Raw genomic sequence first — 13,649 nt, forward strand, 5'->3', positions numbered from 1 at the left:
GTGTCTCCGTTTACAGACGAGGCTCGACCCGGCCTGTGCCACGCGCAGCGGCTGGCGGCAAGTCGTCACGGTAACGGTCGCTACGCTCGGCAGCCAGCGGCGCCTGGGTGCCGAGCTGGTCATCCTCGGCCCGCTGACGCCTGGCGGCGGCTTCGGCCTGCTCACGGCGTGCGTGCGCGCGCTTTTCCAGCGGCCAGCGCAGCAGCACGAAGAGGAAGTAAAGGCCGAAGGCGATCATGCCGTACATGGCGAAGTCGGACACAGCGCGCCAGGCGTTGTTGCCGACCTTGAAAGCGACATCCAGCGCAGTGATGGCGATTGCAGGGGCGAAGCTGTCCTTGACCGGGTCGACGATGGTCGGGGTCAGCAGCAGCACCGCCAGCACCACCCGTAGCGGTTCGCGCAGCCAGCGCCACATCCAGCCGGTGAGCTTGAAGCCCACCAGCAGGCACCCTAAGGCGGCTACTGCGTACAAGCCCCAGGCGAAGGTGTAGTCGTTCTCGGTCATGGTGTTCGTGCAAGCCAGGCAAAGAGATGCCTATGATAAACACTTTTCCGGGCGCAGACAGTGTTTGCCTGTGCCGGCCTCTTCGCGGGTAAACCCGCTCCTACACGATCTGCGACGGACTTGGGAACGGTGCGACCCTGTAGGAGCGGGTTTACCCGCGAAGAGGCCGGCACAGGCAACTCCAATCAAGAGACCTTCAATGCCAACCAAGCCCCAACCCCCGATTGCCCAAGCCGACCAGGCCACCGACCCGTATGCCTGGCTGCAACAGCGCGATACCCCCGAGGTACTCGCTTACCTGCAAGCTGAAAACGCCTACCAGGAAGCCTGCCTGGCCGACCAGGCACCGTTGCGTGAGCGACTGTTCGAAGAAATCAAGGGCCGCATCCTGGAGACCGACCTGTCATTGCCGGCGCCTTGGGGCCCCTACCTGTACTACACCCGTACCACCGCCGGTGACGAATACCCGCGTCACTACCGCTGCCCACGTCCGGCCGACGACTCGAACACCGTCGATGAAAGCCAGGAGCAACTGCTGCTCGACCCCAACGTCCTGGCCAACGGCGGCTTCCTCTCCCTCGGCGCGTTCAACATCAGCCCTGACCACCGCCTGCTGGCCTACAGCCTCGACACCAGCGGCGACGAAATCTATACCCTGTACGTCAAAGACCTGACCAGTGGCCGTGTCACTACCCTGCCCTTCGACGACTGCGACGGTAGCCTGACCTGGGCCAACGACAGCCAGACGCTATTCTTCGCAGAACTGGACGACACCCACCGCCCATGGCGCCTGCGTCGCCACACCTTGGGCACAGACGCCGCACACACCGTGTTCGAAGAGCCGGACGGGCGTTTCTTTCTGCACTGCTACCGCACCAGTTCCGAGCGCCAGCTGGTGCTGCTGCTGAACAGCAAGACCACCAGTGAGGCCTGGGTACTGGACGCCGAAACCCCGCAGGCGCCGTTCACCTGCCTGGCGCCGCGCGTCGAAGGCCACGAATACTTCCCCGACCACGGCCAACTCGACGGCCAGTGGCGCTGGTTCATCCGCACCAACCAGGATGGCATCAACTTCGCCCTGTACCACGCACCAGTCGCGCCAGTGCCAAGCCGCGAACAGTGGCAGGTGCTGGTGGCGCACCGCGATGCGGTCATGCTCGAAGGCCTCAGCCTGAACACCGGCGCCCTCACCCTGAGCCTGCGCGAAGGCGGCCTGCCGATCATCGAAGTACGCCCGCAGGGCTTGCCGGCCTACCGCGTCGACTTGCCAGACGCCGCCTACAACCTTTACGTGCAGGACAGCCTGGAATTTGCCAGCACTCGCATACGCTTGCGCTACGAAGCACTCAACCGCCCGGCCCAGGTGCGCCAGCTGGCGTTGCCCACGGGCGCCCAGGTGGTGCTCAAGCAAACCCCGGTGCTGGGTGCATTCGATGCCGATGACTATGTCAGTGAGCGCCTGTGGGCAACCGCAGCGGACGGCACCCAGGTGCCGATCAGCCTGGTACGCCGCCGCCAGGACCTGGGCAAGACGGTGCCACTGTACCTGTACGGCTATGGCGCCTATGGCGAAAGCCTCGATCCCTGGTTCTCACATGCGCGCCTGAGCCTGCTGGAGCTCGGCGTGGCCTTCGCCATCGCCCACGTGCGTGGTGGTGGCGAACTGGGGGAGGCCTGGTACCGTGCCGGCAAGCAGGAGCACAAGCACAACACGTTCAGCGACTTCATCGCCTGCGCCGAGCACCTGATCAGCCAGGGCGTGACTGCCGCCGACCGCCTGGCCATCAGTGGTGGCAGCGCCGGCGGCCTGCTGATCGGCGCGGTGCTCAACCTGCGCCCTGAGCTGTTCCGCTGCGCCATTGCCGAAGTGCCATTCGTCGACGTGCTCAACACCATGCTCGACCCGGAGCTGCCGCTGACCGTGACCGAGTACGACGAATGGGGCAACCCTGAGGAGCCGGAGGTGTATGAACGGATCAAGGCTTATGCGCCGTACGAGAATCTGAAAGCGCAGGCCTACCCGGCGATGCTGGTGGTGGCGGGCTACAACGACAGCCGCGTGCAGTATTGGGAGGCAGCCAAATGGGTGGCGAAGTTGCGCACACTCAAGACTGACAACAACCTGCTGCTGCTCAAGACCGAGATGGGGGCTGGGCATGGCGGGATGAGCGGGCGGTACCAAGGGTTGAAGGATGTGGCCCTGGAGTATGCGTTCGTGTTTGGCGAGCTGGGTATCCTTTGAGAGAGCTGGGGGCGCGTTGCGCCCCTTTCGCGACACAAGGCCGCTCCCACAGGACAGTGGACTACACCCCAGATGTTGGACATCTGTCCATCTTCTGGGGTGCAGTCCACAGCGCGGAATCCAGTCCAACCTGTGGGAGCGGCCTTGCGTCGCGATGGGCTGCAAAGCAGCCCCAAACGCCCCCAGCTACCGCCCGTCAATCATCCTCCACAACCGGCTTCGGCGGGTCCTGCCGCAACCCGGGCAATGGCTGATCCTTCGGCGGGCCGGGCACTGGCATCGGCGGCAACAAGGGCGCCCCCGGCTGGCTGTCATAAGCCTTGGGCGGCGTACTCGGGGTAATCTGCGGGTATGGCGTAGGCGTCGGCGTACCGGGCGCGCCGGGTACTGGCGGCGTGAGCCTGGGTGGCGGGCTGGCAGCTTCTGCCAGGGGCAGGCCAGCCATCACCAGAGCGGCGAGGATCGCGTGAAACATCAGCAACCTCCTGTCGGGAACCTTTCTACAGGCTACGCCTAAATCAACGCTTTCGCCTGTCCGCCGGACCTGCAAGCGCGCTAGACTCAATGGCATAACCGTCACCTGCCTGATCAGAACAAAGGAAACACCATGAGCTCCACCTCTTCTGCCGCCGCTACCGCGCGCCTCGACCGCATCCTGGCCGATGCCAAGCGCGACAAGGAAATGGGCTACCGCGACAAGGCCCTGAGAATGTACCCGCACGTGTGCGGTCGCTGCGCCCGCGAGTTCGCTGGCAAGCGCCTGAGCGAGCTGACCGTGCATCACCGTGACCACAACCACGACAACAATCCTCAGGACGGCTCCAACTGGGAGCTGCTGTGCCTGTACTGCCACGACAACGAACACTCGCGCTACACCGACCAGCAGTACTTCAGTGAAGGCTCCACCAGCACCCCGAGCATTGCCAAGGCTACGCACAACCCGTTTGCCGGGCTGGCGGGCATGCTGAAGAAAGACTGACCATCGATTCGCCCCCCGCTGCTACCGGGCAGCCCGTATAATCGCGCTTTTTTCGCGAAGGGCCCCGGTACGTGGCAAACAAACGATACAGCTGCATCGGCCTGTTCAACCCCAAGTCGGCAGAAAACGTCGGCTCTGTGATGCGCGCAGCGGGCTGCTATGGCGTCAATTCGGTGTTCTACACGGGCAAACGCTATGAACGCGCACGTGACTTCGTCACCGACACCAAGCGCGTGCACTACGACATCCCGCTGATCGGCATCGACGACCTACAGCGCATTATCCCGCTGGGCTGCACGCCCGTGGCGGTAGAACTGGTGGAGGGAGCGCGACCATTGCCGGATTACACCCATCCGGACCGGGCCATTTACATCTTCGGGCCAGAGGATGGTTCGTTGAGCGAAGAGGTGCGGGGATGGTGTGAAGAGACTATCTACATCCCGACCGAGGGCTGCATGAACCTGGCAGCGACGGTGAATGTGGTGCTGTATGACCGCATGGCCAAGGGGCTGAATACCCGTTCGGGGCCCAAGTTCAAATAGAAAGGCCGCCACTGCGGCAACAGGACAGACCTGCCAACACAGGGCGACCGAGTGCTGAGCTCCGTCAGAACAGCACCGAAACCGGGCCGAACATTGCCTCGACAAACCATGGGTTGTCGCAATCAACGTTGCCGAGGATGGTTGGCTGCACGCTCCCCCTCCTCGGTTTCGCCCCGTGAACAATGCTGAGTTTCTGCTCCGCGGTGTATTCCAGGTACGACTTGATACGCTTGAAATGCGACTTGCAGACGATGCCGCCCTGCCGATTGTCAGGCGCAGGGATGCCTAGTGCAGCACCTTGCTCTGCAGCACATCGGAACGCCGCCCCAGCACGTTCTCGCTGATCTGTACGAAGTCTTCAGTACTGACGCTGGGCAGGCGCATCAGCCCACGTACCACATCGTCCAACGAACGTTTGGCCTGGGTGTGAATGCGGATTTCCTTGTCCAGCGCTTGCAACAGCATCACGCCGCGGGCCACCTGGGCCGGGCTTGCGCGTTCACCCTTGAGCCGGTTGACCTTGGCGCCCTGCTTGCTCAGACGCGCCTGCCAGACCTGGTAGCGGTCATCACTCATCCCGCCCGAGCGGCGTAGCAATTCGTTGGCGTAATAATCGGTCAGGCTCTCTACCAGCCAGTCACTGCCGTCACGCCCGTGAATCTGCGCGAACAGTTGCACCAATTCGCGCAGCAACGGGCTATTGCCGTTTTCGCTGACCATGGGCCGGGCACTGTTCAGGTACAACGAGCCCTGCGCAGCCATAGCCCCTCGCCACATGCCGTCACGCGCCCCGACCAACAGCAGCTTGGGCGGGTTACGCGGGAACACAGCTTGTAGTTGTGGCCAGACGAATGTGAGCAAGGTCAGGCTGTCCATGCGCCGCATGCCCTGCCCCACCGGCGCGGCCACGGTCACTTCGGTCTCGCCCAGGCGGGCGCGGCGGCTGCCCAGGTCGCCGGCAAGCATCCAGCCGGTCGGGCGATCGAACAGGCGCGACACGTTGTCGATGCGAAACTTCCCCTTGCCGATGCGCGGCCAGGACGTTTCGATGCTCTTCCAGCCCTCGGGCAGGTCGAAAGCCAGGCGCGCCACCAGCTCGGTACCATCCTGCTGGTCGAGGCGCGCAGGGGGTATCAGCTGGTCGCCGAGGAACAGTGCCCAGTGCGGGGTGACACGTGATGAATAGGCGCCGCTGGCCAGCTTCTGGTCCAGCTGCACGCGGTAGCTAAGGCTGGTCTTGCCGGCCGCTGGCTGCCATATGCCACGCTGCCCCTTCAGCTGCCATTGCCCATCAGCCTGGAAGCCGCTGTAGGCCCCAGCCTTGCCCAGGTCGAAGTCCAGGCTGCGCACGGCGCTGCCTTCAGCCAATGTAACGCGGACCTCGGCCTGGCCACTGGCAGGCAGAAGGCGCACCTGGTAGTCGAGGTCGACCTTTTTCGCCCAGGCCGGCGAACTGGCCATCAGGCCCAACAGCAACAACAGCTGGCAACGCATACAGAAACTCCTTGTTTCCCCGAGGCAGCGGGCCGCGCCGGTCAGCTGGCGCGAAAGATCAGGTGGTCTTCCCAGTCGTCTTCGTGCACATCGTGTTCACTGAGCATACGCCCCGACTGGGAAATGCGCTGTTCATGAACCTGTTGCCGGTCGCCACAGACCAGGTGATGCCAAGCCGGCAAATCCTTGCCCTCACTGACCAGACGGTAACCGCAGGTACTCGGCAGCCACTTGAACTGGTCGGCCTTGCCCGGGGTAAGCTGGATGCAGTCTGGCACTTGGGCGAAGCGGTTGGGGTAGTCGCTGCACTGGCACGTATCAAGGTCCAGCAATTTGCAGGCGATGCGCGTGTAATAGACGCTGTTGTCGTCTTCGTCCTCGAGCTTTTGCAGGCAGCACAGGCCGCAGCCATCGCACAGCGACTCCCACTCTTGCTGGCTGAGCTCTTCGAGGGTCTTGCGCCGCCAGAACGGCGCGTTTTCAGCGATCATCACACAGGGTTCCTGCCTTCATCTTGGGGCCACGGCGCGCGGCGGCGCCAGTCTAGAGCCTGGCCTTCGGCAAATCCAGACCGCTTGTCAGTCGCGACGGCACGCAGTAGCGTGCGCTTTTCCCGTCCGTTTGCAGGAGCCGCCATGAGCGCCAACCCCCGCATTGCCGATTACGCCATCAACGAGCAGTTCATCAACCGCTGGTCGCCACGCGCCTTCACCGCCGAGCCGATCAGCGAAGAAACCCTGCTGAGCTTCCTCGAAGCCGCCCGCTGGGCACCTTCGGCCTATAACTCTCAGCCTTGGCGCTTCCTGTATGCCCGCCGCGACACGCCGAACTGGGAGCGTTACCTGAGCCTGCTGGTGCCCTTCAATCGCAGCTGGGCGCAACAGGCGTCGGCGCTGGTGCTGGTCATTTCCAAGACCACGTTCGCGGCCCCGGGCGCTACGGAAGAAAAACCGGCGCTGTGGCACACCTTCGACACGGGCTCTGCCTGGGGGCACCTGGCCCTGCAGGCCAGCATCAGCGGCTGGCATACCCATGGCATGGCCGGCTTCGATCAGGACCTGGCACGTCAGGAACTGAAGATTCCCGAGGGTTACGTACTGCATGCCATGGTGGCGATCGGCAAGCTGGGGGACAAGGCCAGCCTGGATGAAGCCCTGCAGGCGCGTGAAGTGCCGAGCCCGCGCAAGCCGCTGAGCGAGCTGGCTGCTGAAGGCGATTTCAGTCTGTAAGGTTTGTGTTGGCAGTGCTGGCCTCTTCGCGGGCAAGCCCGCTCCTACGGGGGGTATCACCACCCTGAGCTGGAGCGGGCTTACCCGCGAAGAGGCCGGTACAGGCTACAGCGATCAGTAGCCCCGGGCGAAATCGACTTCACCCCGCAACCCCTGCCCCGCTTCATAAGCCCGCAGATTCTCGACAAACAAGCGCACCATCGCTGTCGGCGAAGTGGGCGCCGAGCTGTGCCCGGTCAGCAGCAAGCCCCAGGCGGTCCAGAACGGGTGTTGCTTGGGCAACGGCTCCTGGCGGCACACATCGATCACCGCACCGGCCAGATGGCCCTCTTTCAACGCCTCGACCAGGTCGGCATCGACCACCGCCACACCACGTCCGGCATTGATGAACAAGGCCGAGGGCTGGAAGCATTTGAACAGCGCGGCGTCATACAGGTCATGAGTCGCCGGGGTATCCGGCAGCAGATTCAGCACATAGTCGACCTGGCCGACCATGCGCGGCAGGTCGGCCAGCGCCGCCACCTCGACGAACGGGGCCTGTTCACGGGCGCTGCTGGCAACCCCGTACAGCTCCACACCAAACGGCTGCAGGAACTCGGCCACACGCTGACCAATGTCGCCTACACCCACAATGAGGACCTTGCGCCCTTCCAGGCTGCGCCCCGGGCGTTCATCCCAGCGCCGCTCGACCTGGCTGACCAGGCGTGACAGCACCTCACGCTCATGGCCTAGCATATAGGTGAGCATGTACTCAGCCATTACCTGCCCAAAGATGCCTACTGCGCGGCTCAGGCGGTAATCACGCGGCAGGCCATCGGCCAGCAACGGCGTGATACCGGCCCATGTCGACTGTATCCAGCCAGGCTTGTGGCCTTGGCGCAGCAGACTGGCCAGCAAGTCCGGCTGGCCCAGCCACACCGGGCACTGCGGTGCCTGGCGGGCCAGTTCGGCAGAGTCGCCGCTGGTCAGCACTTCCACTTCTGGCGCGGCTGCGCGCAAAAGCCCGGCGTATCGAGCATGGTCATGCTCAGCGATCAGTACACGCATGGTCAGACGGGGTCGTTACGGCGCAGCAGCTCTTCGGGCAGGTGCTCGATGTACTCATCTTCCAGCGGCGGCATCTGCAGGTGGTAGCCTTGGCTTTCGAGGTTCTCCAGCACCTTGGTGATGTCCTCGCGGGCCAGCTTGCGCTCAGGGCTGAGCACCAGGTCGAAAGCGTGCACGGGGGTGCCGAAGAACGGCAGCAGGCCTTCAGGCACGCGCTCCAGGCCGTCAGCCTTGAGCACATACAGGTACATTTCGTTCTTGCGTGGGCTCTTGTAGATCGAGCAAATGCGTTTCATCGGGTTTCTCCGGCGCCTGCCAGGTTGTCCAGCAGGGCCTGGCCCATGCGCTCGCGGCGCCAGCCGCGCAGCGAATCGGGCAGTTGATAAGGGCCATTGGGGTATCCGCTCTTGAGCAGCGCCTCCAGGGCTTTCTTGCGCAGCATCAGCTCGGGCGCAATCCCCAAGCGCTCGCCTTCGGCCTGGCCGATGGCACGCAGCTGCTTGAGAAGGCCGGCAGCCTCGATCGGCAGCGGCTCGGGCAAGGGCGCTGGCCATTGCTCGGCCGGCAGGCTGGCGGCGCGCTTGATCAGCTGAATGAGGAACTCACCGTCCTGACGAATGGTGCGCGGGTGCATCTCGTCGATCTTGGCCAAGGCCGACAGGTTGTTCGGCTGGCTTTTGGCCATTGGCCACAGCGAGTGCTCCTTGAGGATACGATTACGCGGCACATCGCGGTTGCGCGCTTCGCGCTCGCGCCAGGCGCACAGCTCACGTAGCACTGCCAGTTGTTGAGGCGCCAGCTTCCAGGCCAGCTTGACGTCGCGGTAAAGGCTTTCAGGCTCGACTTCACGGCGCAACGCAGCCACCAGCTCGGCGCCGTCTTCCAGCACCCAGGCATACTTGTCGTCACTCAACCGCGGACGCAGCACGCTGAACAGCTCGGCCAGGTGCACGGCATCTTCGGCAGCGTAGCTGACCTGGGTTTCCGAGAGCGGGCGTTGCAGCCAGTCGGAGCGGGTTTCGCCTTTGGGCAATTCGATGCCCAGCACTTCCTGCACCAGCCGCGAATAGCCCATGGAGAAGCCCAGATTCAGGTAACCGGCGGCCAGCTGAGTGTCGAACAGCGGCTGAGGCAGCTTGCCGGTCAGGCGCAGCAGCACTTCAAGGTCTTCGCTGCAGGCGTGCAGCACCTTGACCACACCGCTGTCTTCCAGCAGGTCGGCCAAGGGTTGCCAGTTGCCGATCAGCAGCGGGTCGATCAGAAAGGCGCGTTGGCCGTCGCCGATCTGAATCAGCCCGGCTTTCGGGTAGAAGGTGTCGACCCGCATGAATTCGGTGTCGACGGCGACGAAGGGCAGCTGGTGCCAGTCGCGGCAGTGTTCGGCCAGGCTCTGGTCGTCACGGATCCAGTGAATTTCGATGGCCACAAGGCTCTCCCACTAACATTGGCGCGCAGTATATACGGCGCGGGCACTACGGGTGAAACTGTCCCGCTTTTCGGGGGCAGTCCACCCTGTGGGAGCGGGCGCACCCGCGAATGAAGGCAACACGGTGTAAGGCCCGGGCTTGCCCGCTCCCACAGGGATCGCGCAAGCTTGCATGACACCCGACTGGCTTCAGCGCTTGGCCGCCAGCCAAGGCCGGCAACTGGCGAACATGTCCAGCGACTGTTGGTAGAGCTCGGTATGTACCTGCAACAGGCCAAGCATCGAGTGGAACAGGTTGTCCTGGGACAGCGGGGCATCGCTGAGCCGTGCCAGGCAGTCGGTATCGACGCCGAAGTCCTCCTTGTAGCTGTCGGAGAACCAGGTCAGCAGCGGCACGTGCTTCTGCGGCTCGGGAGCGATGGCGTAGGGCGTGCCGTGCAGGAACAGGTTGTACTCGCCCAGCGACTCGCCGTGGTCGGACAGGTAGATCATCGCCGTGTCGACCTTGTCTTGCTTGCTGCGCAGGGTATCGATCAGCGAGGCCAGCACCTTGTCGGTATAGGCAAGGGTGTTGTCGTATCCGTTGATGATTTGCTCCTTGCTGCACTGGTTCAACGCGTTGCTCTGGCAAACCGGGGCGAAGCGCTCGCCATCACTGGGGTAGCGCTTGAAGTACTCGGGGCCGTGGCTGCCCATCTGGTGCAGCACCAGCACGGTGTCCTTGTCGAGGTTGTCGATCAACGCGTCCAGACCTTGCAGCAGGATCTGGTCATGGCATTCGCCATCGGCGCACAGCTGCGGGTCCTTGAGGTTGCTGACGTCGATGAACTGCACGCGATCGCAGGTGCCTTTGCAGCCCGACTGGTTGTCACGCCACTGCACGGCCAGGCCGGCACGCTGGAGGATGTCCAACAGCCCTTCACGGTTCTTCGCTACGCGGGCGTCGTAGTCCTTGCGCTTCATGCCCGAGAACATGCAAGGCACCGAAACCGCCGTTTCCGTACCGCACGAGTGCACGTCGGAAAACGCCAGCAGGCCCTGCTCCCTGGCGAGATTGGGCGTGGTATCGCGGTCATAGCCCAGCAGACCGAAATGGTCTGCCCGGGCACTTTCCCCGACCACCAGCACGGTCAGCGACTTGCGCTCATGTTTTTGCCAGGCCGCATCACGCTTGGCATCTTCGCCATAATGCTGGAACGGGCGCGAGGCCGTACCGACACGCTCGTCGACATAACTGATGGAGGCCCCGACGATATTGCTGGGGGTGAGCATCAGACGCAGTTCATGGTGATTGCGAAACAGCGACGACAGCCCTTGATAATTGACCAACGCGACCGAGCCGATGGTCACTACACAGGCACCACTGACCACCAACTTGCCCAGCAGCTCGCGGTGCCAAGGGCGGTAGGCGATCTGCGCCTTCCACAGCAGCACCGATGGCAGCACACCCAGCAGCAGGATATACGCGGCAAACTTGAACGACATCAAGTCGCGCACTTCCGCAACATTGGTCTCGGCCATATTGCGGAACATGGCGGCGTCAATAAGTACGCCGTACTGGTTCATGAAGTAAGCCACGCCCGCGCCACTTATGAACAACACGATAAGTACTGGCTTCAATACATACCGGAAGGCAAGTAACGTGAGTATGAGATTGAAGGCGAAGAGCATCAGCACAGCAAACGCCAGACTCAGCCACAACCCCGACAGGCCGGCAGGAACCGCCGCTTGCAGATGCTCCCAGAGGAACATGTTGAAGCCGATCAGCAGGTAAAGACTGGCCAGCAGCGTGACCCATTCAGTCCGCAGGGATTTGAAGTTGAGCATTAGCGTTCGCAATCAAGAGTGATTATCAACCCCAGACCAGATGGCACTGTGGGAAAGTTGGCCGAACTCTAGAAAGTACGTCATCAATTTTTTGTGAAAAAGTTGGTAACAATTTCGTGAGGGCGCGTCTTTTACCAATTATCTCAAAACCATTCAGCTGCCATTCAGCCCGGACCGCCGTCACAAGCCTGCGCAAAGACAGCTATCCTCAATGGTCAGGACCTTACCGACAACCCTGACAGAGGTGAAGAAATGCCAGTTCCGCACGATCTGCTCGCTGACCTGCACGTTACCGCTGATGCATTCCAGGCACTCATGGAGAAGGATCAGGACCTGCACAAACTGCACAAGGAGTACAACGCCAAGGACAAGGAGGTGGTAGCCGCCGAAGGCAACGGCACCAACGACGAAGCCGTCAACCGCCTGCGCAAGGAAAGGTTGCTGATCAAGGACAAGATCGAACGGATCATTCATCCGCCCAAATCCTGACAGGCATCTATTGAATCCACCGGCCTCTTTGCGGGCAAGCCCGCTCCTACATTGAACTGCGACACCTGCAGGAGCGGGCGAGCCCGCGAAGAGGCCAACAGCCCTTACACAGCAACCAGCGCTTTCAACGCCCCATCCAGGTCCTCGACCAGGTCACGGTAATCCTCGATCCCTACCGACAACCGCAGCAGGTTTTCGCTGATCCCCATCACCCCTTTCTGCTCTGGGCTCAGTGAGCAGTGCGACATGCTCCAGGAGTGGTTGATCATGCTCTCCACCCCGCCCAGCGAGTCGGCCAGCACAAAAATCTGCAGCGCCTCCACCAGGCGGTTGAGCGCGGCCCGGTCGCCTTTTACTTTCATCGCCACCACCGCCCCGCCACTGCGCATCTGGCGTTTGCACAGTTCATGCTGCGGGTGGCTTTCCAGGCCCGGGTAATACACCTGCTCGACCTGCGCGTGGTTTTCGAGGAAGCGCGCCACCTGCAGGGCATTGGCACACTGGCGCTCCATGCGCACATCCAGGGTCTTCAGACCGCGCAGAGCCAGGTAGCAGTCGAACGGCCCCTGCACTGCACCAATCGCCATGCTGATACGGCGCAGGCGTGCCAGCAACGCATCGTTGGCCGCCACCACCACACCGCCGGTGAGGTCGGAGTGGCCACCTATGTACTTGCTGGCCGAGTGCATCACCAAGTCCACGCCCAGGGTGATCGGGCGCTGGTTCCACGGCGAGCAGAAGGTGTTGTCGATGCAGGTGAGGATGCCCTTGGCCTTGGCCAGGTCGCACACCGCCTTGATGTCGACCAGGTGCAGCAACGGGTTGGTCGGCGACTCGATCCAGATCAGCTGGGTTTCCGGCTTGATCGCAGCCGCTACGGCTTCAAGGTCGTTGAGATCGACATAGGTGGTGGTCAGGCCAGAGGTGCGGCTGCGGTAATCTTCCATGATGCGGAATGTGCCACCGTACACGCCGTTCATCACCACCACGTGGGCATCCTTGGGCAGCAGCTCAAGCACGGTTGCGGTGGCATTGACTCCCGAGGCGCAGGCCACAGCGCCCACGCCTTCTTCCAGGGCAGCGACACAGGTTTCGTAGGCATGCCGGGTGGGGTTGCCGACGCGGCTGTAGGAATATTCCGGCTTATCGTCCAGGCTGCGCTTGGTGAACGAACTGGCGGTGACGATGGCCGGAAAAATGGCGTTATCGGCAACGCTGAACTGCTCGCCGGCGTGAATGGTACGGGTGGCGAAATTGCGCGGCTTGTCGGACATGGTCAGGCCCATTGGCAGAATGAAAGCTGCAACTATCGCACAACCCAAATCGTCTGGCCTTGGGGTAATCTGTGAAATATTTTTCTGCACGGCCAGCGCGCGATATGGACAGTTTCGACCAGCACATTCTTACCCTGCTACAGCGTGATGCCTCGATCTCGCTGAAGGACCTGGCCGAGGCCGTCAACCTGTCCACCACACCGTGCTGGAAGCGGGTCAAGCGCCTGGAGGAAGAGGGCTACATCCTCGGCCGCGTCGCCCTGCTGGACCCCGAACGGCTGGGGTTGGGGCTTACCGTGTTCGTCCAGCTCAAGACCCAGCGCCACGACAGCGCATGGCTGGAGCAGTTTGCTGCGACCGTGACCGGGTTCGAGGAAGTGATGGAGTGCTACCGCATGTCCGGGGACTGGGACTACATGCTGCGGGTGGTGGTAGGTGATATTGCGGCGTATGACCGGTTCTACAAAAAGCTGATTACCCGTACCGATGGGCTATCGAACATCACCTCCAGTTTTGCCATGGAGCAGATGAAGTACACCACGGCTTACCCGGTGCATCGCGCCTGACTGGTGCTGGATTCTTCGCGCCCCCC

At 62.6% G+C, this 13,649-nt stretch carries 16 protein-coding genes; 6 read left to right on the forward strand and 10 right to left on the reverse strand.

Annotation, left to right across the window (positions count from 1 at the left end; all coding sequences use genetic code 11):
• Positions 1–10: 10 nt before the first annotated feature.
• Positions 11–508 carry a hypothetical protein gene (locus ACF8FG_RS01240; protein WP_019436812.1) on the reverse strand — a complete coding sequence of 166 codons (498 nt, stop codon included), beginning with the start codon at positions 506–508 and terminating at the stop codon, positions 11–13.
• A gap of 199 nt (positions 509–707) precedes the next feature.
• Between ACF8FG_RS01240 and ACF8FG_RS01245 the strand changes: the two genes are divergently transcribed.
• Positions 708–2,750 (forward strand): S9 family peptidase, encoded by a 2,043-nt coding sequence (locus ACF8FG_RS01245; RefSeq protein ID WP_119714073.1) that lies wholly within the window; start codon positions 708–710, stop codon positions 2,748–2,750.
• Positions 2,751–2,946: 196 nt separating this feature from the next.
• On the opposite strand, the gene ACF8FG_RS01250 is transcribed toward ACF8FG_RS01245, so the two are convergent.
• Positions 2,947–3,225, reverse strand: coding sequence for a hypothetical protein (locus ACF8FG_RS01250; protein ID WP_014590034.1), 279 nt, complete (start codon positions 3,223–3,225; stop codon positions 2,947–2,949).
• Positions 3,226–3,357: 132 nt separating this feature from the next.
• Between ACF8FG_RS01250 and ACF8FG_RS01255 the strand changes: the two genes are divergently transcribed.
• Positions 3,358–3,729, forward strand: coding sequence for a YajD family HNH nuclease (locus ACF8FG_RS01255; protein WP_003254676.1), 372 nt, complete (start codon positions 3,358–3,360; stop codon positions 3,727–3,729).
• Between the two features lie 71 nt (positions 3,730–3,800).
• Positions 3,801–4,271 (forward strand): RNA methyltransferase, encoded by a 471-nt coding sequence (locus ACF8FG_RS01260; protein ID WP_014590033.1) that lies wholly within the window; start codon positions 3,801–3,803, stop codon positions 4,269–4,271.
• Between the two features lie 64 nt (positions 4,272–4,335).
• Here ACF8FG_RS01260 and ACF8FG_RS01265 read toward each other — a convergent pair whose 3' ends face one another.
• From ACF8FG_RS01265 to ACF8FG_RS01275, 3 genes are read right to left on the reverse strand one after another with little or no spacing between them, the layout of a single operon-like run.
• Complete coding sequence (locus tag ACF8FG_RS01265) at positions 4,336–4,554, reverse strand: aldehyde dehydrogenase family protein (RefSeq protein ID WP_119714074.1); 219 nt, start codon at positions 4,552–4,554, stop codon at positions 4,336–4,338.
• Between the two features lie 2 nt (positions 4,555–4,556).
• Positions 4,557–5,765 carry a hypothetical protein gene (locus ACF8FG_RS01270; RefSeq protein ID WP_014590032.1) on the reverse strand — a complete coding sequence of 403 codons (1,209 nt, stop codon included), beginning with the start codon at positions 5,763–5,765 and terminating at the stop codon, positions 4,557–4,559.
• Positions 5,766–5,806: 41 nt separating this feature from the next.
• Entirely contained in the window at positions 5,807–6,256 is a 450-nt protein-coding gene (locus ACF8FG_RS01275; RefSeq protein WP_070383560.1) for a YcgN family cysteine cluster protein, read from the reverse strand.
• Between the two features lie 144 nt (positions 6,257–6,400).
• Here ACF8FG_RS01275 and ACF8FG_RS01280 point away from each other — a divergent pair, with 144 nt between their 5' ends.
• A complete protein-coding gene (locus tag ACF8FG_RS01280) occupies positions 6,401–6,994 on the forward strand; it encodes a nitroreductase family protein (RefSeq protein ID WP_014590030.1) in 594 nt (197 codons plus the stop codon).
• Positions 6,995–7,108: 114 nt separating this feature from the next.
• On the opposite strand, the gene ACF8FG_RS01285 is transcribed toward ACF8FG_RS01280, so the two are convergent.
• The 4 genes from ACF8FG_RS01285 to ACF8FG_RS01300 all read right to left on the reverse strand — a co-directional run bounded on the left by ACF8FG_RS01285 (position 7,109) and on the right by ACF8FG_RS01300 (position 11,294).
• Positions 7,109–8,041 (reverse strand): D-2-hydroxyacid dehydrogenase, encoded by a 933-nt coding sequence (locus tag ACF8FG_RS01285; RefSeq protein WP_076402669.1) that lies wholly within the window; start codon positions 8,039–8,041, stop codon positions 7,109–7,111.
• 2 nt (positions 8,042–8,043) lie between these two features.
• Positions 8,044–8,337 (reverse strand): YcgL domain-containing protein, encoded by a 294-nt coding sequence (locus ACF8FG_RS01290; protein ID WP_003254683.1) that lies wholly within the window; start codon positions 8,335–8,337, stop codon positions 8,044–8,046.
• Complete coding sequence (rnd, locus tag ACF8FG_RS01295) at positions 8,334–9,467, reverse strand: ribonuclease D (protein WP_014590028.1); 1,134 nt, start codon at positions 9,465–9,467, stop codon at positions 8,334–8,336. The genes ACF8FG_RS01290 and rnd overlap by 4 nt, the downstream gene beginning before the upstream one ends.
• Positions 9,468–9,656: 189 nt before the next feature.
• Positions 9,657–11,294: a phosphoethanolamine transferase gene (locus ACF8FG_RS01300; RefSeq protein ID WP_119714075.1), complete on the reverse strand. Its 1,638-nt coding sequence runs from the start codon at positions 11,292–11,294 to the stop codon at positions 9,657–9,659.
• Between the two features lie 252 nt (positions 11,295–11,546).
• On the opposite strand from ACF8FG_RS01300, the gene ACF8FG_RS01305 reads away from it, so the two are divergent.
• The gene (locus ACF8FG_RS01305; RefSeq protein WP_014590026.1) at positions 11,547–11,783 is read left to right on the forward strand and encodes a YdcH family protein; all 237 of its coding nucleotides are present in this window, start codon (positions 11,547–11,549) and stop codon (positions 11,781–11,783) included.
• A 104-nt stretch (positions 11,784–11,887) separates the two neighbouring features.
• Here ACF8FG_RS01305 and ACF8FG_RS01310 read toward each other — a convergent pair whose 3' ends face one another.
• The gene (locus ACF8FG_RS01310) at positions 11,888–13,069 is read right to left on the reverse strand and encodes a PLP-dependent aspartate aminotransferase family protein (protein ID WP_019436806.1); all 1,182 of its coding nucleotides are present in this window, start codon (positions 13,067–13,069) and stop codon (positions 11,888–11,890) included.
• Between the two features lie 92 nt (positions 13,070–13,161).
• Here ACF8FG_RS01310 and ACF8FG_RS01315 point away from each other — a divergent pair, with 92 nt between their 5' ends.
• Positions 13,162–13,623, forward strand: coding sequence for an Lrp/AsnC family transcriptional regulator (locus ACF8FG_RS01315; protein ID WP_014590024.1), 462 nt, complete (start codon positions 13,162–13,164; stop codon positions 13,621–13,623).
• Positions 13,624–13,649 lie beyond the last annotated feature (26 nt).

The organism is Pseudomonas sp. YQ_6 (assembly GCF_043103245.1).
GTDB classification, from domain to species: domain Bacteria; phylum Pseudomonadota; class Gammaproteobacteria; order Pseudomonadales; family Pseudomonadaceae; genus Aquipseudomonas; species Aquipseudomonas alloputida.